25 protein-coding genes are annotated in these 22,357 nt (G+C 69.2%); 10 read left to right on the forward strand and 15 right to left on the reverse strand.

Going from position 1 to position 22,357, the window contains the following annotated elements:
* The first annotated feature begins 2 nt into the window (after nucleotides 1–2).
* Nucleotides 3–2,444 carry an aminopeptidase N gene (gene pepN, locus E0H92_RS22605; protein ID WP_131497641.1) on the forward strand — a complete coding sequence of 814 codons (2,442 nt, stop codon included), beginning with the start codon at nucleotides 3–5 and terminating at the stop codon, nucleotides 2,442–2,444.
* 1 nt (nucleotide 2,445) lies between these two features.
* On the opposite strand, the gene E0H92_RS22610 is transcribed toward pepN, so the two are convergent.
* Entirely contained in the window at nucleotides 2,446–2,985 is a 540-nt protein-coding gene (locus E0H92_RS22610; RefSeq protein ID WP_131460289.1) for an RNA polymerase sigma factor, read from the reverse strand.
* Between the two features lie 41 nt (nucleotides 2,986–3,026).
* On the opposite strand from E0H92_RS22610, the gene E0H92_RS22615 reads away from it, so the two are divergent.
* The gene (locus tag E0H92_RS22615; RefSeq protein WP_131460288.1) at nucleotides 3,027–4,037 is read left to right on the forward strand and encodes a serine/threonine-protein kinase; all 1,011 of its coding nucleotides are present in this window, start codon (nucleotides 3,027–3,029) and stop codon (nucleotides 4,035–4,037) included.
* A gap of 17 nt (nucleotides 4,038–4,054) precedes the next feature.
* Nucleotides 4,055–4,669 carry a hypothetical protein gene (locus E0H92_RS22620; RefSeq protein ID WP_131497642.1) on the forward strand — a complete coding sequence of 205 codons (615 nt, stop codon included), beginning with the start codon at nucleotides 4,055–4,057 and terminating at the stop codon, nucleotides 4,667–4,669.
* Here the strand turns inward: E0H92_RS22620 and E0H92_RS22625 are convergent.
* From E0H92_RS22625 to deoC, 5 genes are all read right to left on the reverse strand, one after another.
* Nucleotides 4,645–5,820, reverse strand: coding sequence for a phospholipase D-like domain-containing protein (locus E0H92_RS22625; RefSeq protein ID WP_131497643.1), 1,176 nt, complete (start codon nucleotides 5,818–5,820; stop codon nucleotides 4,645–4,647). The genes E0H92_RS22620 and E0H92_RS22625 overlap by 25 nt on opposite strands.
* A 79-nt stretch (nucleotides 5,821–5,899) precedes the next feature.
* Complete coding sequence (locus E0H92_RS22630; protein ID WP_238173546.1) at nucleotides 5,900–6,892, reverse strand: S66 family peptidase; 993 nt, start codon at nucleotides 6,890–6,892, stop codon at nucleotides 5,900–5,902.
* Nucleotides 6,893–6,916: 24 nt separating this feature from the next.
* Entirely contained in the window at nucleotides 6,917–7,762 is an 846-nt protein-coding gene (locus E0H92_RS22635) for an aldehyde dehydrogenase family protein (protein ID WP_238173547.1), read from the reverse strand.
* A 16-nt stretch (nucleotides 7,763–7,778) separates the two neighbouring features.
* Nucleotides 7,779–9,215, reverse strand: a complete 1,437-nt coding sequence (locus tag E0H92_RS22640) for an aldehyde dehydrogenase family protein (protein WP_131497646.1) — start codon at nucleotides 9,213–9,215, stop codon at nucleotides 7,779–7,781.
* 5 nt (nucleotides 9,216–9,220) lie between these two features.
* Nucleotides 9,221–10,177: a deoxyribose-phosphate aldolase gene (gene deoC / locus E0H92_RS22645; protein ID WP_131285890.1), complete on the reverse strand. Its 957-nt coding sequence runs from the start codon at nucleotides 10,175–10,177 to the stop codon at nucleotides 9,221–9,223.
* A gap of 77 nt (nucleotides 10,178–10,254) precedes the next feature.
* Between deoC and E0H92_RS22650 the strand changes: the two genes are divergently transcribed.
* The 4 genes from E0H92_RS22650 (at nucleotide 10,255) to E0H92_RS22665 (ending at nucleotide 13,366) form a co-directional block, all read left to right on the forward strand.
* A complete protein-coding gene (locus tag E0H92_RS22650; RefSeq protein WP_131497647.1) occupies nucleotides 10,255–10,815 on the forward strand; it encodes a PH domain-containing protein in 561 nt (186 codons plus the stop codon).
* A gap of 7 nt (nucleotides 10,816–10,822) precedes the next feature.
* Nucleotides 10,823–11,689: an alpha/beta hydrolase gene (locus E0H92_RS22655; RefSeq protein WP_238173548.1), complete on the forward strand. Its 867-nt coding sequence runs from the start codon at nucleotides 10,823–10,825 to the stop codon at nucleotides 11,687–11,689.
* A 112-nt stretch (nucleotides 11,690–11,801) separates the two neighbouring features.
* Nucleotides 11,802–12,761: a neutral zinc metallopeptidase gene (locus E0H92_RS22660; protein WP_131460282.1), complete on the forward strand. Its 960-nt coding sequence runs from the start codon at nucleotides 11,802–11,804 to the stop codon at nucleotides 12,759–12,761.
* A 155-nt stretch (nucleotides 12,762–12,916) separates the two neighbouring features.
* Entirely contained in the window at nucleotides 12,917–13,366 is a 450-nt protein-coding gene (locus E0H92_RS22665; RefSeq protein ID WP_130382735.1) for a hypothetical protein, read from the forward strand.
* Nucleotides 13,367–13,396: 30 nt separating this feature from the next.
* On the opposite strand, the gene E0H92_RS22670 is transcribed toward E0H92_RS22665, so the two are convergent.
* Nucleotides 13,397–15,031 (reverse strand): phospho-sugar mutase, encoded by a 1,635-nt coding sequence (locus E0H92_RS22670; protein WP_131460281.1) that lies wholly within the window; start codon nucleotides 15,029–15,031, stop codon nucleotides 13,397–13,399.
* A 9-nt stretch (nucleotides 15,032–15,040) separates the two neighbouring features.
* A complete protein-coding gene (locus tag E0H92_RS22675) occupies nucleotides 15,041–15,502 on the reverse strand; it encodes a gamma-glutamylcyclotransferase (protein ID WP_130382731.1) in 462 nt (153 codons plus the stop codon).
* Between the two features lie 31 nt (nucleotides 15,503–15,533).
* Here E0H92_RS22675 and E0H92_RS22680 point away from each other — a divergent pair, with 31 nt between their 5' ends.
* Genes E0H92_RS22680 through E0H92_RS22690 form a run of 3 tightly spaced genes read left to right on the forward strand, consistent with a single transcriptional unit; the run spans nucleotide 15,534 to nucleotide 17,633 of the window.
* Nucleotides 15,534–16,913, forward strand: a complete 1,380-nt coding sequence (locus E0H92_RS22680) for an NAD(P)H-quinone dehydrogenase (protein ID WP_131460280.1) — start codon at nucleotides 15,534–15,536, stop codon at nucleotides 16,911–16,913.
* On the forward strand, nucleotides 16,910–17,188 hold the full coding sequence (locus tag E0H92_RS22685; RefSeq protein WP_131460279.1) for a muconolactone Delta-isomerase family protein: 279 nt from the start codon (nucleotides 16,910–16,912) through the stop codon (nucleotides 17,186–17,188). The genes E0H92_RS22680 and E0H92_RS22685 overlap by 4 nt, the downstream gene beginning before the upstream one ends.
* Nucleotides 17,189–17,231: 43 nt before the next feature.
* The gene (locus E0H92_RS22690) at nucleotides 17,232–17,633 is read left to right on the forward strand and encodes a helix-turn-helix domain-containing protein (RefSeq protein WP_131460278.1); all 402 of its coding nucleotides are present in this window, start codon (nucleotides 17,232–17,234) and stop codon (nucleotides 17,631–17,633) included.
* Here the strand turns inward: E0H92_RS22690 and E0H92_RS22695 are convergent.
* Genes E0H92_RS22695 through E0H92_RS22725 form a run of 7 tightly spaced genes read right to left on the reverse strand, consistent with a single transcriptional unit; the run spans nucleotide 17,585 to nucleotide 22,355 of the window.
* Complete coding sequence (locus E0H92_RS22695) at nucleotides 17,585–18,277, reverse strand: DUF6390 family protein (protein ID WP_131460277.1); 693 nt, start codon at nucleotides 18,275–18,277, stop codon at nucleotides 17,585–17,587. The genes E0H92_RS22690 and E0H92_RS22695 overlap by 49 nt on opposite strands.
* Nucleotides 18,274–18,468 (reverse strand): HypC/HybG/HupF family hydrogenase formation chaperone, encoded by a 195-nt coding sequence (locus E0H92_RS22700; RefSeq protein WP_202873775.1) that lies wholly within the window; start codon nucleotides 18,466–18,468, stop codon nucleotides 18,274–18,276. Before E0H92_RS22700 ends, E0H92_RS22695 begins: the two co-directional genes overlap by 4 nt.
* The gene (locus E0H92_RS22705; RefSeq protein ID WP_131460275.1) at nucleotides 18,461–18,964 is read right to left on the reverse strand and encodes a hydrogenase maturation protease; all 504 of its coding nucleotides are present in this window, start codon (nucleotides 18,962–18,964) and stop codon (nucleotides 18,461–18,463) included. Before E0H92_RS22705 ends, E0H92_RS22700 begins: the two co-directional genes overlap by 8 nt.
* Nucleotides 18,961–20,238: a hypothetical protein gene (locus E0H92_RS22710; protein ID WP_131497649.1), complete on the reverse strand. Its 1,278-nt coding sequence runs from the start codon at nucleotides 20,236–20,238 to the stop codon at nucleotides 18,961–18,963. The genes E0H92_RS22705 and E0H92_RS22710 overlap by 4 nt, the downstream gene beginning before the upstream one ends.
* Entirely contained in the window at nucleotides 20,235–20,867 is a 633-nt protein-coding gene (locus E0H92_RS22715) for a DUF6084 family protein (protein WP_131497650.1), read from the reverse strand. The genes E0H92_RS22710 and E0H92_RS22715 overlap by 4 nt, the downstream gene beginning before the upstream one ends.
* Nucleotides 20,860–21,528 (reverse strand): DUF5947 family protein, encoded by a 669-nt coding sequence (locus E0H92_RS22720; RefSeq protein ID WP_202873776.1) that lies wholly within the window; start codon nucleotides 21,526–21,528, stop codon nucleotides 20,860–20,862. The genes E0H92_RS22715 and E0H92_RS22720 overlap by 8 nt, the downstream gene beginning before the upstream one ends.
* Nucleotides 21,525–22,355, reverse strand: a complete 831-nt coding sequence (locus E0H92_RS22725) for a NifU family protein (RefSeq protein WP_131460272.1) — start codon at nucleotides 22,353–22,355, stop codon at nucleotides 21,525–21,527. The genes E0H92_RS22720 and E0H92_RS22725 overlap by 4 nt, the downstream gene beginning before the upstream one ends.
* Between the last annotated feature and the right edge of the window lie 2 nt (nucleotides 22,356–22,357).

The following is a 22,357-nucleotide window of genomic DNA, read 5'->3' on the forward strand; positions in this document are numbered from 1 at the left end:
CCATGCGCGCGTTGACAGTTGAAGAGGCCCGGCAGCGGGCGGCGGACCTGGCCCTGCGGTCGTACGAGGTCGCGTTCGACCTGACCGGTGATGGGGACACGTTCGTCACGACCAGCCGGATCCGGTTCGGCGCTACCAGTAGTACGAGCTGGGTGGACGTGAAACCCGAGCGACTGATCAGCGTCGAACTGAACGGCCAATCTCTCGACACCAAAGCACTCGACGGCGGCCGTTTCCCGCTGACCGACCTGCAGGCCGAGAACGACCTCGTCGTCAGTGCGGAGCTGAGGTACGCCGCCGACGGCGAAGGACTGCAGCGATCCGTCGACGCCGCGGACGGCCGCGTCTACACGTACGGCATGTCTTCCCTGGAGTCAGCCCCGCGGTACTTCCCCTGCTTCGACCAGCCCGACCTCAAGGCGCCGTACACGATCACGGCGAAGTGCCCCGAGGACTGGGTCGTCCTCGGCAACGGTGCGGCCACCCGAACCGCACCAGGGGAGTGGACGCTCGCCGAGACCAAGCCGCTGTCGACGTACTTCGTCACGCTCGTCGCCGGCCCGTACCACCAGATCCGCAGCGAGTACGACGGGATTCCGCTCGGACTCGCCTGCCGGCAGTCGCTGAAGGAGCACCTGGAGCGCGACGCCGAGGACCTGTTCCGGACCACCCGCGAGGCGTTCGACGAGTACCACCGGCTGTTCCGGCAGCGGTACCCGTTCGGCGAGTACTGGCAGGCGTTCGTCCCCGACTTCAACCTCGGCGCGATGGAGAACCCCGGTTGCGTGACGCTCGCCGACAGCCTGGTGTACCGCGGGCAGGCGACCGAGGCGGAACGCAGTACCCGGGCCCGGATCGTCGTGCACGAGATGGCGCACATGTGGTTCGGCGACCTGGTCACGATGAAGTGGTGGAACGACATGTGGCTGAACGAGTCGTTCGCCGAGTACATGGCGCATCGGGTGTCGGAGGACGCGACCAGCTACCGGGACAACTGGACCGATTTCGCGTTCGTCCGGAAGTGGTGGGGGCTGCAGACCGATCAGACCAGCTCCACGCATCCGGTCGCGCCGGACAGCCTGAAGGACGCGCGGCAGTCGCTGGACGACTTCGACGGGATCTCGTACGCGAAGGGCGCGGCGGTTCTGAAGCAGCTGGCGAAGTATCTCGGTGACGACGTGTTCCTGAAGGGCGTCAACGCGCACCTGGAGGCGCACGAGTACGGGAACGCGGATCTGCACGAGTTCCTCGCGAAGCTGACCGAGGCCGGTGCGCACGACCTCGACGCCTGGTCGGACCAGTGGTTGCGGACATCGGGGGTTGACACGATCTCGGTCGAGCGGACCTCCGGTGGTGCCGTCCTGCACCGGAAGAGTCCGGACGAGTCGCGGCGGCTGCACAAGTTGAGCGTCGGTGTGTACGACGCCGACGGGTCGGGCACCTCGGTCGACGCGGTGATTGCGGACGACTCGGCAGAAGTTGTGCTGGGCAACGATGCCGGTGTGGTGGTGCCGGATGCGAGAGACGACACCTGGGCGAAGATCCGGTTGGACGCGGTCAGTCTGCGGAACCTTCCGGCGGTGCTGCCTGCGATCGCGGACGGCACCACCCGGGCGGTGATCTGGAACTCGGTCCGGGACGCGGTCGCGGACGCCGAGCTGGACCCCCGGCAGGCGCTCGAGCTGTTCGTGGCGGCGCTCCCGCACGAAACCAGCGACATCGCGGTCGGCTCCCTCGTGCAGTGGCTCGAGACGCGTTTGCTCGGGCGTTACCTGGACTACGACCGGTACCACGGTCTCGCGGCCGACGCGTTGCGCGACAAGCTGGCGACGACCGCATCGGGCAGCAGCCTCCAACTGGTGACCGCACGCGGCCTGATCTCGACGACCGACGACGCCGCCCTGCTGACCTCCTGGCTCCAGGGCACCGGCGCTCCTGACGGGCTGGAGATCGACGCCGACCTGCGCTGGGCAGCCGTTCTGCGGTTGGTGCGGCTCGGGGCGTACGGCGCCGCGGAGATCGACGCCGAGCTCGCACGCGACCGGTCGACTGAAGGCGTCAACCAGGCTGCTCGTTGCCGTGCGGCGCTGCCCGACGGCAAGGAGGCGGCCTGGACGCGGATCATGACGGACCCGGGCGTCGGCGTGAAGGAGCTGCTGGCCGCGGCCGAGGGGTTCTGGCACCCGGCGCAGTCCGCCGTCACCGCGCCGTACGCGCGCCGGTTCTTCACCGATATCGCGCACACCGGCGAGATCCGCGCCGGCATGGTGCTCGGACTCACTGCGCATCGGATGGCGCCACGGTTCGTCGTGGACGCTGAGCTGATCGCCCCGGCCGAGGCGTTGATCGCGGACGAGACCGTGGTGTCCGGCATCCGGCGCCAGACGGCCGACTTCCTCGACGACCTGCGTCGCGCGGTCGAGGTACGCCGTACGTTCGGCTGATTCAGCGGACGGTGAGGCGTTCCGCGACGGCCTTCCGGGCCTGGTGGATCCGGGCCTTGACGGTGCCGAGCGGGACGTCGAGTTCGTGGGCGATCTCGGCGTACGTCATCGCGCCGAGGTCGCGCAGCACGAGCGGCTGGACGAGTTGCGGGTGGCTGGACTCGAGCGCCTCCAGGGCCTCGAGCAGGTCGAGGCGCGAACCGGCGATGACCGAGGTGGTGCGCGGGTCGACGGACTCCGGCATGACCTCGGCCGACTGCTCGACCGCGCGGCGCTTCAGCGACCGGTAGGTCTGCCGGGCCTGGTTGGTGGCGACGATCGTCACCCAGCCCGCGAAGCTGCCGGTGCCCTTGAAGGTGTGCACCTTGTTCACCACCTGCAGCAGGGTGTCCTGGACCGCTTCCTCGGCGTCCTCCCGGAACGGCAGGAACTTGGCCACCCGCCGCTGCACCTGCGGCCGGATGGCCTGAAGAAGTTGTGGAAGCACTGTCTGGTCCCCCGACGCCGCCCGGGCTCCGAGTTCTTCCAACTCCTCGGTCATGCTCCCCCTTTTAAACCTGGTTGTGGTCGACAATAGCCGGGATGGATGTCATCGGGCGGTACCGGTTACGGGACAAGATCGGCGCGGGCGCGTTCGCGACAGTCTGGCGGGGGTACGACGACGACCTGGACGTCGACGTCGCCGTCAAGGTTCTGGCGGACAACTGGGCGTCGCGTGCCGACGTCCGCGAACGCTTCCTGTCCGAGGCGCGGTTGATGCGGCGGATCTCCAGCGACCGCGTGGTGCGGGTGTTCGACCTGGGCAAGCTCCCGGACGGGCGTCCGTACTTCGTGATGGACTACGTCGGCGGCGGCACCCTGGGCGACGTACTGCGGCAAGGGCCGCTCGACGCGGTGGACGCGCTCTGGTGGGGCGCGGACCTGGCGCGTGCGGTGGCCGCTCTGCACAGCGAGGGCGTGGTGCACCGCGACGTCACCCCGGCGAACCTGCTACTGCGACCCGGTGACGAGGTCGGCGGCGGAACCCACCGGATCGTGCTCGCCGACCTCGGTCTGGCGAAACGGGCCGCCGAGGCGTCCGGTCTCACGCAGGCCGTCGGTACGCCGTCGTACATGGCGCCCGAGCAGGGCCGCGGCGACGGAGGATTCGACGAGCGAGCGGACATCTACGCGGTCGGCGCGGTCACGTACGCGCTCGTCACCGGGCATCCGCCGTACTCCGCCGGCTCGATCGGCGACGTGCTGAACCGGGATCCGGACCTGGCCCCGCCGAGCCTGCGCTCGGTGCTGCACGACTCGGTCGGGCAACTCGACGACGTCTTCGCGCGGGCGCTGGCCTACCGCGTCAGCGACCGCTGGGACCGAGCGGACTCGCTGGCCGAGCGGTTGGAGGCGGAGGCGTACCGGCTGGAGCAGGAGGCGCCGCTGCGGGCGGCCGAGCGCACCGCGATCACCGACGACGATCTGGACACGACCGTCGCGACCGATCCTCCGGTCCGGCGACGCCGTCGGAGGCGCGCGTGGTTCCTGCTCGCGCTGCCGGTGGTGTTCGTCGCCGCGGGCGCCGGCGGATGGTTCCTCTTCGGTCGATAACTGCATAGAGTAGTCATATGGCTACTGTCAGCAGTCTTGTGGTGGTTCTTGCCTTGCTGGCTCCGACCAATCAACCGATCGCCACCTATGCCTGTCGCGCCGACACCAAGTTCGGCCGGCACACGATCTCGGTGCGCCAGGCCGTCGAGGCGCAGGCGCCGGCGTCCGTCCGCGCCAACACCCGCTTCACCGTCGCTGTCCACCTGCAACCCGGCACGCTCCCCGGCGAAGTCAAGGGCTTCAAGCTCAAGGAGGTCCGCGACCTCACGCTCCGGGTGCCGATCCCGGCGAACTCCGCCTATGTCAGCGCGAAGCTGACCGGCGGCTCGGGCCTGAACTCCACCCCGTCCGTGCAGCTCGAGGGCAACACCGCAGTCCTCAAGGTCGCAGGTCCGATCCCCGGCGGCGCCACCTTCCAGCTCCCCGCGCTCAGCGTCCGCCTCAAGTCCGGCCGCGCCGGAAGCACCATCGAAACGAAGCTGAAGGGCAGCAGCTACGACGACCCCGGCCTCACCTTCCAGGCCAAGATCAAATGGAAGTTCATCACCACCACCGCACCGGTCGCCTGCTACCCCAACCCGAACCCAGCCCTCACCAGGACCAGCGTTCAGAGGGCCGTCCCCGTGTTGTAGGCGTCGTTGAAGTGGGCGTAGAACGCGTCGTACATCGGTTGACTGTCCTCGACCTTCACCAGCAGTTCGTCGTTGTACTTCAGCGCCGACGCCGTCAGGTTGTGCGAACCCGTGAAGACCAGCGTTCGTACGGCGCTCGAGCCGGCATATCGTGCCGAGACAAGGATCGTCTTGTCGTGCACGGGTGACTTGTGGACCGGGATGCCGGCCGACTTGAGTTTGCTCAGCGACGCGCTCTGGATGGCGCCGACGTCCACCCAGACCTTGCAGCCGCCGCTGTGCAACGACACGAGCTGGTCGACGACCGCCGAGCGGGTGTCGTTGATCGAGGCCTCCATCACCCGGATCCGGCAGTCGGCGTCCGCGTCGATGTAGCTGAGCCGGTTGGCGACCAGGTCGGTGGTCTGCTCCGGCGACGAGTAGACCTGGATGTGCGAGGCGGACGAACCGAAGTACCCGCGCGGCGCGGAGGCGTTGTAGAAGTCGTTGCCCGCGTAGGTGTTCTCCTGCCATTGCGGCAGCCATTGCTCGTTGTAGAAGTTGTCGTACAGGGTCTTGTCGCCGTAGACGGTGAACGAGTTGTTGAACAGGTTCGCGCCCGAGGCATACGTCATGTTGGGCGAGCCGAACCAGGTCACCCAGGACCGCGAGACGCCGGCGGCGTCCTTGGTCTGTGAGAACAACATGTACTTGGCGTGCATCAGCCCGGTGTTCGAGTTGGAGATGCATCCGCCGCCGTACGCGAGCGAACTGCTGCCGTGGTCGCACCAGTGGTGGTTGGCGCCCAGGAGCGACGCCAGTGCGGCCGGCGAGTCATCGGTGGAGTTCTTGTCCTCGCCGTTGTGCACCACGTACACCTGGACGCCGCGCTGGACGGCCGCCGCGATCGCGTCGTACACGATGTTGGCGGTGATGCTGTACAGCGCGATCCGTACCTCCGACCCGGCCGGCGCTCCGTTGAACAGCGCGATCATCTTGTTCAGCTGGGTGACGTCCTGGCCGCCGTGATCGACCGGGTCGTTGAAGGTCAGGTCGACCTGGGACGAGCCGATCGTGATGGTGACCGGCGGCTGGCCCGCGTACGACGTCTGCGGTGTCGCAACCGCGATCAGCAGGATTGCCAGGAACAAGGACAAGCGGCGGTGAACCATTCTGAACTCCCGGGGGCGGTACGGAAGATGAAGGTTTTCACCAAAGAATGTACAACGATCCGTTAGTTGTTGACAGAGGTCAGTAGGTGACCGTGATCCGTTGCGCTGCCGGGTTGATGTGGACGGGGCCGCCGTACGGGAGGACCAGCATTGGGTCGGTGTGGCCGATGTCGAGGCCCTTTACGACGACTGCGTCGGGGTTGTATTCCGCCAGGGCGCGGTCGACGGCGATGTACTGGTCGGCGACGTAGGCCACCGACTGCTCCGGGATCAGCGTTCGGTCCAGTGAGCGGGACTTCGGGCGGCCCCAGAGAACCGCGTCGAAGCGTTCCAGCAGGCCGCGCTCGCCGAGATTGCGGAGCATCCAGTAGACGTGCTCGGACGACGGCATTTCCTCGCTGGTCTCGCAGAACAGCACGCCGCCGTAGGACTCGGTCGGCAGCATCCAGCGGTTCGCGGCGAGCTGCCAGTCGATGATCTCGATGCAGCCGCCCCAGACCTTCCCGGTGACCTCGCGTGTGCCGCTCCAGGTCCAGCCGGTGCCGGGGAACAGCGGCGGTTCGGTCTCCAGGTTCGCCGGGACTGCCCAGTCGTGGTCGACGTCGGTCCAGCCGGCGGCCGGTGTCAGGTCGAACTCGCCGCCGTCGAAGATCGCCGTCCGCAACGAACGTTCGGTGTCGGGGTGCATCGCGCCGCCGCGGCCGAACTGCACCATCACGCTGCCGCCGTAGTAGCCCGGCAGGCCGAGCGAATGCAGGAAGTTCAGCAGGTTGGTGTTGTCGCTGTACCCGAAGAACGGCTTGGGGTCGGCCTGGAAGACCGCCGGGTCGAGATGCTTCAGCACGGTGATCTGGTCGGATCCGCCGATCGACGCGAACACCGCGCGAATCGACGGATCCGACCAGGCCGCGTGCAGATCGGCGGCCCGCTCGGAGGGTGCGCTCCGCAGCTTTCGGGTCGTCGGGTACTCGACCGGATCGAGCCCGAAATCCTCCCGCAGCCGCCGCAGACCGAGCTCGTACGGACCCGGAAAGATCTCCGGCAACCCACCGGACGGCGAAACGATCGCCACCCGATCACCTGGCTTCAGCACGGCCTAGACTCCGATCGGGTGCCAGACGGTCTTCAGTTCGAGGTACTGCGTGAGGCGCGACAGGCCCTGGTCCGCGGACCAGTCCTCCTCGGCGGGACGGCGTACCCGCTTGAGGTTGCCGGCCGCGGCGATCTCCAGGTCGCGGGCCTCGTCGTCGGACTCGATGCCGCACAGGTCGATCGCGTTGACGTCGTCGTGCGACGCCAGCCACGGCCCGATCTCGGACGCCGATCCGGTGAGCAGGTTGACCACGCCACCCGGTACGTCGGAGGTCGCCATCACCTCGCCCAGCGTCACGGCGGGCAGCGGGCGCTCGTACGACGAGACGGCGACGACCGTGTTGCCGGAGACGATCGCCGGCGCGATCACGGACGTCAGCCCGAGCAGCGACGAGTCCTGCGGGGCGAGGACCGCGACCACACCGGTTGCCTCGGGCAACGAGAAGTCGAAGTACGGCCCGGCGACCGGGTTGCTCGATCCGACCACCTGGGCGAGCTTGTCCGCCCACCCGGCGTACCAGACCCAGCGGTCGATCGACGCGTCCACGACCGCGCGGGCCTTGGAGATCGACAACCCCTCGGACGCGGAGACCTCGGCACTGAACTGCTGGTGCCGGCCCTCCATCACCTCGGCGATCCGGTACAGCACCTGACCGCGGTTGTACGCCGTCCGCGCGTGCCAGCCGCCGAACGCCTTCCGGGCCGCGACGACCGCGTCCCGGGCGTCCTTGCGGGAGGCCTGTGACGCGTTCGCGAGGAACTTGCCCTTGGCATTGTTCACGACGTACGACCGGCCGGATTCGCTGCGGGGGAAGGCGCCGCCGATGTAGAGCTTGTACGTCTTACGCACTTCAAGCCTCGGAGTCTCAGTGGGCAAGGTAGGCCTCCAGACCGTGGCGACCGCCCTCGCGGCCGTAGCCCGACTCCTTGTAGCCGCCGAACGGCGACGTCGGGTCGAAGCGGTTGAACGTGTTCGCCCAGACCACGCCGGCGCGCAGCTGGTTCGCCATCCAGAGGATCCGGGAACCCTTCTCGGTCCAGATCCCCGCGGACAGGCCGAACGGCGTGTTGTTCGCCTTCTCGACCGCCTCGGCCGGGGTCCGGAAGGTCAGCACGGACAGCACCGGGCCGAAGATCTCCTCGCGGGCGATCCGGTGCGCCTGCGAGACGCCGGTGAACACCGTCGGCGGGAACCAGTAGCCGTTGGCCGGCAGCTCGCACTCCGGCGACCAGCGCTCGGCGCCTTCGTCCTCGCCGATCTGCGACAGTTCGCGGATCCTCGCCAGCTGGGCCGCCGAGTTGATCGCGCCGATGTCGGTGTTCTTGTCCAGCGGGTCGCCGACCCGCAGCGTGCCCATCCGGCGCTTCAGTCGCGCGAGCACCTCGTCGTACACGCTCTCCTGGACCAGCAGCCGCGAACCCGCGCAGCAGACGTGGCCCTGGTTGAAGAAGATGCCGTTGACGATGCCCTCGATGGTCTGGTCGATCGCCGCGTCCTCGAAGACGATGTTCGCCGCCTTGCCACCGAGCTCCAGCGTGACCGCCTTGTGCGTGCCCGCGACCGACTTCGCGATCGCGCGGCCGACGGCGGTGGAGCCTGTGAACGCGACCTTGTTCACGTCCGGGTGCTCGACCAGGGCCTGACCGGTGCGGCCGGCGCCGGTGACGATGTTCACCACGCCCGGCGGCAGATCGGCCTGCTGGCAGATCTCCGCGAACGCCAGCGCGGTCAGCGGCGTGGTCTCGGCCGGCTTGAGTACGACGGTGTTGCCGGCGGCCAGTGCCGGCGCGATCTTCCACGCCAGCATCAGCATCGGGAAGTTCCACGGGATCACCTGGCCCGCGACGCCCCACGGCTGCGGGTCGTCGCCGACCCCGGCGTACTCGAGCTTGTCGGCCCAGCCCGCGTAGTAGAAGAAGTGCGCGGCCACCAACGGGATGTCGACGTCGCGGGACTCGCGGATCGGCTTGCCGTTGTCCAGCGACTCCAGCACCGCGAGCTCGCGGGCGCGCTCCTGGATCAGCCGCGCGATCCGGAACAGGTACTTCGCCCGGTCCTTGCCGCTCATCGGGCCCCAGACCTTGTCGTACGCCTTGCGGGCCGCGCGAACGGCCTTGTCGACGTCGGCCGGTCCGGCCTCGCTGACCTCCGCGAGCACCTCCTCGGACGCCGGGGACACGGTCTTGAAGGGCTTCCCGTCCGTCGCCTCGACGAACTGGCCGTTGACGAAGAGCCCGTACGACGACTTGATGTCGACGATCGCCCGCGACTCGGGGGCCGGTGCGTACTCGAATCTGCTCATGCCTGTCAGTCCAAGGTGAAGTAGTCGGGGCCCGGGTAGTGCCCGGTGGCCAGCTTGGTGCGTTGCATCAGCAGGTCGTTCAGCAGGCTGGACGCACCGAAGCGGAACAGCTCCGGGTCCAGCCAGTCCGGTCCGGCCGTCTCGTTGACGGTGACCAGGTACTTGATCGCGTCCTTCGCGGTCCGGATGCCGCCGGCCGGCTTGACGCCGATGTGCAGCCCGGTCGCCTCGTGGTAGTCGCGGACCGCCTCCAGCATCACCAGCGTGACCGGCAGCGTGGCCGCGGGGGACACCTTGCCGGTGGAGGTCTTGATGAAGTCCGCGCCGGCCAGCATCGCCAGCCAGGAGGCCCGCCGGACGTTGTCGTAGGTGACCAGCTCGCCGGTCTCCAGGATCACCTTCAGGTGCGCGTCGCCGGCCGCCTCGCGGATCGCGGCGATCTCGTCGAAGACCATCGCGTACCGCCCGGACAGGAAGGCGCCGCGGTCGATCACCATGTCGACCTCGTCGGCGCCGGACGCGACCGCGTCCTTGGTGTCCTGGACCTTGATCGCGAGGCTGGAACGCCCGCTGGGAAAGGCGGTTGCGACACTCGCCACGTTGATACCGGAGCCCTGCAGCTCACGCTTCGCGGTCGCGACCAGGTCCGGGTACACACAGACCGCGGCGACCTGCGGAGCCGTCGGGTCGGCCGGGTCGGGCCGTTTCGCCTTCGCGCACAGGGCCCGCACCTTGCCCGGGGTGTCCTGTCCTTCCAGCGTGGTCAGGTCGATCATCTGGATCGCCAGGTCCAGCGCGTACTGCTTCGCGGTGGTCTTGATCGACCGGGTGCTCAGGGTGGCGGCGCGGGCCTCCGCGCCGACCTGGTCGACGCCCGGCAGCCCGAGCAGGAACCGGCGCAGCCGGTCCTCGGACGAGGTCACGTCGGCCAAGCTGTCGACGCCGCTGTCGAGTGTGGTCACCCACGGCAGTCTAGCCGTGGACGGCGGCCCACCGCCCACGGCTAGTGCTGATTCTGGGGGCCGGTTACTTTGTGCGGGTGAAGTCGAAATCGCCGGAGAGCGAGCAGTACCTGTCCGCCTCGAACCGGATCACCGGGTCCATCGTGATCGTGATCGGGGCGCTCGGCCTGGTCGACATCCTGCTGGAGTGGCGGACCGCCACCGGGCTGATGGTCGGCAGCATCATCGGGATCTTCATGGTGCTGGCGTATGTCGGCCTGATCCGGCCGTCGGTCACCCTCAGCCCCGAGAACCTGCTGCTGCGTAATCACCTGCGCGACCACCAGATCCCGTGGTCGAAGGTGACCGGCGTCGACGTGACGGACATTCTCCGGGTGCACACCGACGGCGACCGGTTCCGCGCCCCCGGCGTCCAGCTGGTCATGCGGGACCTGCGCAAGCAGCGGGTCGGCGGCCGCAAGCTCGCCGCCGACAGCTCGATCTCCAAGGCCGATTTCGTCGTCAACCGGATCGAGCACCACCAGGAGCAGTACGCCGCGAAGTCCGAAGGCGACGTGGTGAGCGGGTGGGCGCGGCCCGAGCTGATCGTCGCCGGCGTCCTGGCCGTGATCGCGGTCGTCGCGGCCGTGGTCCGCTGACCGGCGCGTGCTGACCCGGCGCGCCCTCGTCCGCACCGGCGCCGCGGCCGCGGTGACGGGTGTCGCCGCGGTTGCCGCCCTGGAAACGGGCGTCATCCCCGGCCGTCCCCGGGTGCACGAGGTTCTCGGCCTCACCGGTCCGGACGGCGTCGTACCCGACGTACCCGCGGGTCCGGTGGTGTCCGGGAGCTTCGACTCGTCCGGCCGGCGTACGAAGGTCGGCTACAGCGTCATCTACCCGGACGGGTACGCCGCATCGGCCGAGCTGCCCGTCGTCCTCGTCCTGCACGGTCGCGGCGGCGACCACACGTCGGCCGTCAACGACCTCGGCATCGACCGGTACCTGACCGCCGCGGTCCGGGCAGGTACGCCGCCGTTCGCACTGGCGACCGTGGACGGCGGCCGGGACAGCTACTGGCACCGAAGGGCCGACGGCAACGACCCGGGGTTCATGCTCGACCAGGAATTCCTTCCCCTACTGGCCCGTAGGGGTCTGCTGACCAGCCGGTTCGGAGTCCTGGGCTGGTCGATGGGCGGGTACGGCGCTCTGCTGCTGGGACCGTCCGCGCGAGCGGTCGCGGTCGGCGCGCTCAGCCCGGCGTTGTGGCGCAGCTACGCCGACGTCCAGCCGGGAGCGTTCGACGACGCCGCGGATTTCGAGCGCAGCCAGGTGTTCGACCGGCCGAGCGGATTCCGAGACGTTGCCGTCCGCATCGATTGCGGCCGCGACGACCCGTTCGCCGGCGCCGCGCGCGAGCTCCGCGAGCAGTTGCAGGCGTCCGGCGGCCAGCAGGCCGGGGTCCACACCCCCGGCTACTGGCGGCGCATGCTTCCTGACCAGTTGCGATTTCTGGGCCAGAAAGTTGGCCGTTGAGCGGAACTGTGGCGTGAATCGCGGCGTCAGAGCCCGTGTTCACCCCTTGAGTGAACCCCTGTGCACTCAGGATTAGCCCGACAGGTCCCTAGACACATCGAGAGTGGAGCTCATGGTCAACCTCTCCCGTTACACCCTGCGTGGCGTGGCCGCCGCTGCTGCCCTGGCCGGCCTGGCCACGATGGCGCTGCCGAACGCCCAAGCCGCGCAGACCTCCAGCACGACCCAGACGGCGGCCACGGCTGCTACCGCGACGACTGCCGACCCGCTGCCGGTCGGCGGCCCTGCCTTCTCGATCGGCAGCGTGCCGCAGGGCGACGCGGTCACCACGAAGTCGTCGACGCTGAACCTCGTGCGCTACAACCGCCTGTACAAGACGGGGCCGGTGACCCCGTCGAAGTGCAAGGAGGTCAACGTCTCGATGCGCACGCTCGCGGGCGTCCAGGCCTACGTCTCCCAGCACTTCCGCTGCACCTACGCCGAGTGGGCGCTGCCGCTGAAGCAGGCCGGCGCGGCGTACAAGGTCGCCCCGAAGCTGGTCTTCTACACCGCCGCCACCGCGAACTCCTACTGCGGTGCGGTCACCCGGACCTCGTTCTTCTGTGGTTACAACGGCAAGGCGTGGATCTACATCTACGCGCCGGAGATCATGAGCTTCTGGGGCTCGAGCCCGACCCTGGCGCGTGCCTACGCGACCCAGGTGACGGCGCACGAGTACGGTCACCACGTCCAGTGGCTGACCGGCATCCTGGGTGCTTCCTGGGCGCGTCAGCGTGCGTTCAGCACGTACGCCGCGCAGATGGAGGAGAGCCGTCGTCGTGAGCTGCAGGCGTCCTGCCTCGGCGGCGCCAGCATCGGCGCGAACAAGCGCTACTACCCGATGAGCGGCGGCCTGTACACGCAGTGGCTGTACGTCGTCAACAACTCCGGCGACCAGCCGGGCTACCCGCGTGACCACGGCTCGCTGAAGAACCACGGCTTCTGGTCGAAGGCCGGCTTCAACGCGTCGCGCAGCTACACCGTCGCGGGCAACTGCAACACCTGGAACGCGAATTCCACCTACGTCGCCTGACGTCGGTACGTAACTCAGCCGCCCGGTACGCGTTGGCGTACCGGGCGGCTGTTGCGTTTTGGCGACACCTGCACGATCTGCGATCGTGTGGTTACTTGTTTCGGCTGCGGACGCCCTAGAGTTTCTGAGTCGAGCCTCGAACGGCAGGAGTCACAGTGAACTACGACGAGTTCAACACCGAGTACGCGAAGGTGCTGGACAAGATCAAGAGCGGCCGGAGCACCTGGTCGGAGCTGTCCGGGCACGTCACCCGGCTGCGGCAGGCGACCGCGGGGATCACCGTGCCGGTGGAGCGCACCCAGGTCGACCACGACCTCGCCGCGCTGAGCCAGATGGTGGACATGTCCCGGCGCACCAACGACAAGGAGGACGTCTGGACGGTCACGTCCGAGGCGATCCGCCGGGCCAGCAGCCAGGAGGGTTCGGTCGCCGACCGGATCGCCCGGATCGACGCGGCCATCAGCGACATCGCCGCGCTGGCCAACCGGAACCCGGACGAGCGGGACGCGCTGATGCAGTCCACCAGCACGCTCCGCATCCTGCACTCGTCGCTGCAGAGCTCTCTGCACGCCGAGGAAGCCGAAGCGGCCGCAGCCGCCCGCTGAGCTCCAGAACCCCCGCCAGGTGTTCTGTAGCTAGATACCTGCCGCGGCAGCCAGATCGGTTTTGACGGCTGCCAACGCGGTGGCTGCCTGAGCGCGTGCCGCGGTGACGTCCGCCGTGACCGGGACGACCACCTCGAGGTAGCACTTCAGCTTGGGCTCCGTTCCCGACGGGCGCACGACCACGCGTGCGCCGTCGGACAGCGTGTACCGCAGCCCGTCCGTCGGGGGCAGCGACTCCGACCCCTTGCTCAGGTCGTCGATCCGCTCGACTGTGTACGACCCGAGGGTCGTGGGCGGTTCCGCGCGCAGCCGGTCCATCGCCTGAGCGATCAGGGACAGATCCTCGACGCGCGCCGACAACTGGTCAGTCGCGTGCAGCCCGTGCTTGACCGCGAGATCGTCCAGGAGGTCGAGCAGGGTGCGTCCCGCCGCCTTCGCCTGCGCGGCCAGCTGCAGCACCCGGACCAGCGTCGACACGCCGTCCTTGTCCTTCACCGCCGCCGGATCCACGCAGTACCCGAGCGCCTCCTCGTAACCGAAGACCAGCTCCGGCACCCGGCCGATCCACTTGAACCCGGTCAGCGTCTCGACGTACCGGACGCCGTACGACGCCGCGATCTTGCCGAGCAGCGACGACGACACGATCGAGCACGCCGCCACGCCGTCAGGCCCTGGCGACAGCAGGAACTCTCCGAGCAGCGCGCCGAGCTCGTCGCCGCGCAGCATCCGCCAGCCACCCGCCGCCGAGGCGTCCGGGACGGCGACCGCGCACCGGTCCGCGTCCGGGTCGTTCGCCACCGCGATATCTGCGTTCATCGACCGGGCCAGGTCCAGCGCGGCGTCGATCGCGCCCGGCTCCTCCGGGTTCGGGAACGAGACGGTCGGGAAGTCCGGGTCCGGGTCGGCCTGGGTGGCAACCACCTGCGGTACGGCGAACCCGGCCCGGGCGACCGCTGCCTCGACGAGGGTCCGGCCGACCCCGTGCAGCGGCGTGTAGGCGACGGTGAGGTCCCGCGGCGCGTCGGCCGGCACCAGCTGGGCGATCCGGTCCAGGTAGGCGTTCAGCAGGTCGTCACCGGTCGTCTGCCAGTCGTCGCCGCGGGGTACGTCCGCGAGCGATCCGACCGCGGCGATGGCGGCCGCGATCTCGGCGTCGGCCGGCGGCACGATCTGCGAACCGTCGCCCAGGTAGACCTTGTAACCGTTGTCCTGCGGCGGGTTGTGCGACGCGGTCACGACCACGCCGGCGACCGCGTGCAGGTGCCCGATCCCGAAGGCGACGACCGGCGTCGGGGCCGGCCGGTCGAGCAGTACGGCGTCCAGGCCGGCGCCGCGCATCACGGCCGCGGTGTCCTGCGCGAACACGTCCGACTTGTGCCGGGCGTCGTACCCGATCAGGACCGGTCCGTCGGTGAGTCCCTTCGCCTTCAGGTACGCCGCGAGTCCGGCGGCGGCGCGGATCACGACGACCCGGTTCATCCGGTTCGGTCCGGCGCCGACGGCGCCGCGCAGACCCGCCGTACCGAACTCCAGGGTGCCGTCGAACCGGTCGGACAGCTCGTCGTAGTCCGCGGCGTCCAGGAGCTTGGTCAGCTCGAGGCGGGTGTCAGGGTCAGGGTCCTCGCGCAGCCAGGCCTCGGCCGCGGCCTTCAGATCATCGGTCACATGGGCACTCTAATGACCCGACGACTGACACGGCCGTGAGCGGATGTCCGCCACGTAGTCGTCGGGGGCGCCGGCCGCCTCGGCCGCCTCGGCCAGGATGCCCAGGTAGCGGGCCGAGGGCAGACCGCCCTCGTAGGCGTTCAGCACGTACATCCAGGCCAGCTGCTCGCCGTCCAGGGTCTGCACCCGGACCTGGATCTTGCGGTAGACGCCCTGGTCGATCCACTCCCACTCGTCGAGGCGCTCGACGTCCTTGGGGTGGATGTCGTAGAGCGCCACGAAGACCTGGTTGGCGGGGTCGGCCGGGTCCTCGACCACGGTGGCCATCGCGCCCTCCCACCCGAGCTCCTCGCCGCCGAAGGTGAGGCGCCAGCCGGTGATCCAGCCGGTCCCGCGCAGTGGCGAGTACGGGCACCGCTCGGACATCAGGTTCGGGTCCAGATTCGACGCAAACGCGGCGTACAGGGTCACGGAAACAGAGGATACGGAAGAATGACCTCCCGTGGCGCGAGTTGTGATCATCGGAGGCGGTCCAGGCGGGTACGAAGCGGCCAGTGCGGCCGCCCAGCTGGGCGGGGAGGTGACGGTCGTCGATTCCGACGGGATCGGCGGTTCCGCCGTGCTCACCGACTGCGTACCGAGCAAAACCCTGATCGCCACCGCGGAGGTGATGACCGAGGTGGAGGAGGCCGGGGAGCTGGGCGTCCGGCTGGACGACGGCGACGACGACCCGGCGAACTCCGTGCGTGTCGATCTCTCCGTCGTCAACCAACGGGTGAAGGCGCTGGCCACCGCCCAGTCCGAGGGCATCGAGCGCCGGCTGGACCGCGACAAGGTCCGGATCGTCAAGGGCCGCGGCCGCCTGGACGGGCCGGAGACCGTGGTGGTCGGCGACGAGCGCCTGGACGCCGATGTGATCCTGATCGCCACCGGTGCAAGGCCCCGCATCCTCCAGGGCTCCGAGCCGGACGGCGAGCGGATCCTGACCTGGGAGCAGGTCTACGAGCTCGACGAACTGCCCGAGCGGCTGATCGTGGTCGGCTCCGGCGTCACCGGCGCGGAGTTCGCCAGCGCGTACGACGCGCTCGGCAGCGACGTCGTCCTGGTGTCGTCGCGGGACCGGGTGCTGCCCGGTGAGGACGCTGACGCGGCAGCGGTCCTGGAGGACGTGTTCAAGCGGCGCGGACTCACGGTCCTGGGCAAGTCCCGGGCCGAGTCGGTCAAGCGGCAGGGCGACGGCGTCGTGGTGACGCTGACCGACGGCCGCAAGGTCGAGGGGTCGCACGCCCTGCTCGCGGTCGGCTCCCTGCCGAACACCGATGACATGAACTTGGTCGAGTCGGGCGTGTCGCTGACCGACGGCGGGTTCGTCCAGGTCGACCGGGTCTCCCGGACCACGGCCCGCGGCGTCTACGCGGCCGGCGACTGCACCGGCGTACTGATGCTGGCCTCGGTGGCCGCCATGCAGGGCCGGATCGCGATGGCGCACGCGCTCGGCGACGCCGTCACTCCGTTGGACCAGTCAACGGTCTCCGCGAACGTCTTCACCGCCCCCGAGATCGCGACGGTCGGCCTGACCCAGGCGGTGCTCGACGCCGGCGGCAGTACGGCGATGGTCGTGAAGGTGCCGCTGGCCGACAACGCCCGCGCCAAGATGCAGGGCGTCCGCGACGGTTTCGTGAAGCTCTTCTGCCTCCCCAACACCGGCATCGTCGTCGGCGGCGTGGTCGTGGCCCCGCGCGCCAGCGAACTCATCCATCCGATCTCCCTGGCCGTCGGCGCCCGCCTGACGGTCGACCAGGTCGCCCAGGCCTTCACCGTCTACCCGTCCGTCTCCGGCTCCGTAGCCGAAGCGGCCCGCCGGCTGCACCTGCGCTCATGAAGTTCCTGGTGCTGTGGCAGATGGAGTTGAGCCTGCTCTCTCCGGAGATGGCCCGGGCTGTGGGGGCGATGCCGGAGTACGGCGAGCGGCTGCAGCGGGAGGGGAAGGTGCTGTCGCGGTACCACGTGGTGGGCTCGCACGGCGGGGCGTGGATCTATGACGTCGACTCGCACGAGGAGTTCGAACGTTTGCTGGGCCGGGCGCCGGTGTTCAACTTCGCGCGCTACACGGTGCATGCCCTGGCAGAGATGGAATCCCCGCGTCCTGGCGATTGACGCGCTCGCGGCCGATTGGGATCGTGGCTGCAGGGGGTAGCCCATGTTCGAGGATCGCAGCGACCTTGCCGTCGACCGGCATCTGGTCGTCAGCGGTAGGTTGCGCGCGCGGCGGTTGCAGCTCGGGCTGACGCAGAAGCAGTTGGTCAGCCGGCTGGCGCGGCGAGGGATCAGGACCACCAACAAGACACTGTCGAGTTTCGAGCACGGCACCGGCGTCGACGTCGTACGCCTGCCGGAGCTGGCGGGTGCGCTCGACTGCACCGTCACGTACCTGCTCGGCCTGACCGAGGACCCGGCGCGCTGGGAGCCCGATCGTTCCGCGGTCCCGGACAACCGCCCGGTGGCGCGGCCCGCGGTGCTGAACTCACCGGGGCTCGTCAGCCAGCCGGACGCTCATTGGATCCTCGGCCCGGACATCCCGGCCCGGCCGCCCAGGCGCTGATTGACCAGCGCCAGGTGGTGCGCCGAATAGTGGCGTAAGGCAACCAGTTGGGCGGTGGTCAACCGGTCGCAGACCCAGTTCCAGTGCATCGACACCCAGTCGCCCGGATGCAGCGGTCCGATCAGGCTGACGCCGTCGAACCCCCGGTTCACCGTCTCCCGGCAGGGCACGCCGAGCGTGAGGCGGGCGCCGTTCCACACCAGCGGCCGCGACTCCACCACGACCTGGTCGGCGTTGACCGTGATCACCCGGCCCCACCGGATCCGGCACTGGTCGAGCACCTGGAGCGCGTGCTCGGTACGGCGTTCGTCGAGCAGCAGGTTGGCCCACGGATACAGGCAGAACACCTGGAAGCTGTGATGGGGCAGTCCGCCCTCGGCGTCGCCGGCCCGGTCCAGCAGGCGGTTGCCGATCCAGTAGGCCTCGACCACCTCGCCGTCGAGCGGGTCCGCCGTACCGGTGGCCGCGGCGATCGTCCGCAGTTGCGGCCAGGCGCCCTCGAACTGCTTGGCCAGCGCGCGGAAGCCGGTGCCGGCGCGACCCGGAGCGCCGAACTCGAGCAGGGCGCTGGTGTCGGCGGGCCCGCAGTACCCGAGCAGGTTGGGCGCGTACGCGTACCGGAGGAACAGCGCCGAGCCGTTCACAGCTCGGCCCCGAAGAACACGAGCGCGTCGGCGGCCCGCTGCGTCGAGATCCGATCGATCGCGAAGCCGCTGTGGATCAGCACGTACTCACCGGGAACGAAGGGGCCGTCGAGCAGGGACACGTTGATGTCCCGGACGACGCCCGCCACCTCGACCCGGCCGAGGTCCGCGCCCTCCGGGCAGTCAACCACCCGGCCGGGAATACCCAGGCACATCCGCTCTACCCTCCATCGCGCCGGTGACCACGTCGATCACCAGCTGTACGGCGGTCCCGACCGCGTCCTGCACGGCCGGTGAGAGTCCGATCCCGGCGTCGATACCCGCCGGTTCGCACCCGATCACCACCACGGGTCCCACGGTGCCACCAAGCCGCGGCACAAGCGAGAGCACAGCGTCCGGTCCGAGGTCGTGGGCGTCCATCGTCACCTCTTCGCTGGGGTCGGCGCCCGGCTCGGCCTCGATCAGGTAGACCGTGCCAGGCGGGCCGCCCCGCTGGACCGCGTCGACCAGTACGACGAGGTCGTACGGCTCGAGCAGCTGATAGGCCAGGTGGATGCCGCGGATCCCGAAGTCCCGCACCTCGACCCCGGCCGGCAGCGGCCGTCGGGAGAGCTCGTCGACGACCGCGACACCGAAGCCGTCGTCGGAGCTGAAGATGTTGCCCAGTCCGGCCACCAGGACAGTCATTCGACCGGCTCCAGTTCGTCCGGGCCGAAGTACAGGTAGCGCCCGTGGGATCGCTGCACTTCGCCTTCCTCGCCGTCCAGCGCGACCGCGACATGGGTCTCGCCGTCGACGTCGGTCAGTACGGCGACCACGGTGCCGAGGAGGCCGGTCAGGAACATGTCCTGCGCGTCCGCCCGCCGGATCCCGGGCCGCAGCCGGACCCGGGTGCCGTTGCCCACAGCAACATTGCCGATCGTGACCGTGTCCGTCTCCGGCGAGACCGTGCTGTCGTTGCCCGGATCCCACCACGGCTGGTCGGCCGGCGGCGGCTCGGTCACCTTGCGTAGGTAGCGGATGGTGCCGTGCAGCCGGTCGAGGAATTCCGGCGGCATGGTGTCGACCCGGTCCAGCAGTTCGGCCGCCCGCTGGTCGGTACCGCGGACCTCGCGCTTCTCCTCGTCGGTCAGCGTCATCGTGCGCAGGCTGAGGATCTCGTCGATCTCGGTGGCGTCGTACAGGTTGCCCTGGCTCTCCGGCGCGATCGTCGGGTGGTCGTACAGGATGATCGGCGAGGACAGCAGCAGGTCGCCGGCCAGCACCGGGTACAGGCCGACGTTCTCGGACTCGCCCGCGAACGCTCTGGCCCACTCGGGCGGATCCAGCTGCGAGATAAAACGGGCGCCGTCGGCGGCGACGATGACGTGGTGCGCGATCAGCGCCTGCCGGAGGGCTCCGACGCGCTCCGAGCTGCCGTCCGGGGTGGTGTTCTCGACCCGCACCCGGATGCGGCTCACGGTGTACGGGCCCGGGAGCTCGTGGACGGTCAGCGTCACGGTCCCGGTGATCGGCAGCCTGGTCCGGCGGAGGAACCCGGCGGTGCCGACCGCCTCGACATCGGTGCCGCCGGGCAGGCTGAACGTTACCTGCCGGGGAAACCGGTACACGTTCGTGGCGAGGTCGACGGTGCGCACCACGGCCTCGTCCCACGGCCGGTACGTCGCGTCCTCGGTCTCGAGCGACGTGACCAGAACATGATCGGCGTCGAGGACCTCACGGCTCTGCGCCTGCAGGAAGCGCAGCCGCACCCGGATCAGGGCCTTGTCGCCGTCGAGCAGGCACTCGGTCTGCGACCAGGACCGCTCGGTCGGATCCAGCAGCGAGTAGTCCGGCGGCATCAGTACGCCGAACTGCCAGCGGACCCGGTTCTTTCCGTCCGACGCCCGGTACGGGTACAGCACATAACCTTCGAACAACAGCGCGTCCGCGAGGTCCTGGACGGCGTCGTACCTGTTCATTCCAGCTGTTCCTTCAGGAGTCGCTCGATCGCGTCGTCCCAGCCGGGCAACGCTTCCCGCGTGCGGTAGCGGTACAGCAGGTCGAAGGTGTCCTGGCGCAGCCGCAGCCACGCGGCACCCGGGAAGTGCTGGTCCATCGCCTCCCGCCACACGGACACCGGCAGCGAGTACGTCGTCTCCTTCTGCCAGGCGACCGGTGTGACCGAGAGGGTGCCGGGGCTGCCGGTGAAGATGGTCCCGTTGAACAGCAGCAACAGCGGTACGCCGTGCTCCCGGACGGCGTACAGGTACTTGTGAGCGGCGACGTCGAAGTCGTAGCTGCACGGGAGGTTGAGGTCGACCTCCGTGGCTTCGGTGAAGCCGGGGACCATCTGGGTGACGAACGCCAGTTGCAGCGGTTTCAGCGTCTCGCCCCAGCGGGACCGGTCACCGAACAGGTCGGCCAGTCCTTCGGCCTCCTCGTCGTTGTACCGGCGCCGGATCGGCTCGATCCTGATCTGGCAGCGCAGCGCGAGCGCGTGTACCGGCGTACCGGTCGTCTCGTCGATCCGCAGGCGCAGCCGGATCGACGGGGTCGCGGCGTACCGATCGGCCTCGGCGGCGGTGCAGGTGAAGTCCAGGTCAACCACGGCTGCGCTCCTGGACGCCGGCGAAGAACGCGTCGATTCGCCGCCAGACGTCCTCGCCGCCGGCGAAGCCTTCCCAGTACTGGCGCACGATCCCGACCAGCTCGTAGCACGCGTCGATGGGGACCAGATGGCACTCGAACGTGTCGTCCAGCCGGCGCAGCAGCACGGCCTCCACGTCCGGGAGCAGCTCCTGCAGCTGGGGATCGCCGGCGATGACCTCGTTCCAGCCGGCCAGGTCGAGCAGCGACTCGGTGGCGCCACCCGGGCTCGGGTAGAAAGCGACGTACCGGCCCTGATCGGACTGGTAGAAGAGGAACGCGAGGTTGACCGGGATCCCCATCGCGTCCCACTGCGCCGGTGACAGGGTGAAGTCCGCGTTGAACCGGTAGTTCTCGGGGACCACGCGGTAGTGGCCGCGCGACGCGCCGCCGTCGGTGAACAGCAGGTAGCAGGCCCGGCAGGCGCACAGCAGCCGGTGATCCTGGATGTCGGCCAGATGCGAGTGCTCGGGACCGATCGGTACGGCGCACATCTCGCACTGCTCACCCGGTGCCAACTGCTCGCGAACCCCACCGGTGTACTCGCGAAGAACCGCCACCGGATCGACGGCCGGCAGGGGTTTGGATCGCGCCAGCGAACGCAGAGTCGACCGCTGCCTCACGCCGGCTGCACCCCCGGGACAGCGACCTTCCAGCCGGAACCGTCCGGCAGCAAGGGGATTGCTTCGAGCGGCGGGCCGTCCTGCGCCCGCCCAGCGAGACGTACGTCGTACTCGGCCGTGCAGCGTGGACAGGTCAGCCGATCCCCTTTTAGCCGGCCGTGGTGCAGGCCGGACGAGCACCTCGGGCAGGTGTTGCGGTAAGCGAAGAACGTGCCGTCCAGGTTCGCGACGAGCAGGTCGAGGCCGGCGACAGGGAGATGCTGGATCTGGTCCGGGGGTGGGACCAGATCCAGCCGATGCCAGCTGTCCCGATGGGGGCGGAACGGCTGGATGGTCAACAGACTCTCCTTCTCCTTCACCATCCCCTCGACGTCGACCGCGATCGCCTCCGGCGCGGCGTCCAGGACGGCGTTCTCGACGGTCAGCCGGACCGTCGCGGTCGAGCCGGGGCAGCCGTCGCAGCTGCCCTGCAGGCGCAGGTGGACGACACCGTCGGCGTCGATGCCGAGGTAGTCGATCCCGCCCGCGTGCGAACCGAGGTACGGGCGGACCGAGTCGAGCGCCTGCTGGACGCGGGTCGCGATGTCGTCGGGGTGGAGATCGTGGAGCAGCAGCATTCCGGCGACCAGGTCGTCCTCGACCAGCTGCCGAACCTGCGGCTCGCCGAGCAGGTTCAGCAGCTGCTCGAGGCCTGCGCCGTGCAGGGTCAGCACGGCGCGGATCAGTTCCTCCACCTTGCGCGTGAGCGCGGGATCGGCGCTGCGCTGGACCTCGTCCAGCAGTACGTCGATCCGCTCGCTCAGCGCGTGGACGTCGTGCCGATCCATTC

This window comes from Kribbella speibonae (assembly GCF_004331375.1).
In the GTDB taxonomy this organism is placed as follows: domain Bacteria; phylum Actinomycetota; class Actinomycetes; order Propionibacteriales; family Kribbellaceae; genus Kribbella; species Kribbella sindirgiensis.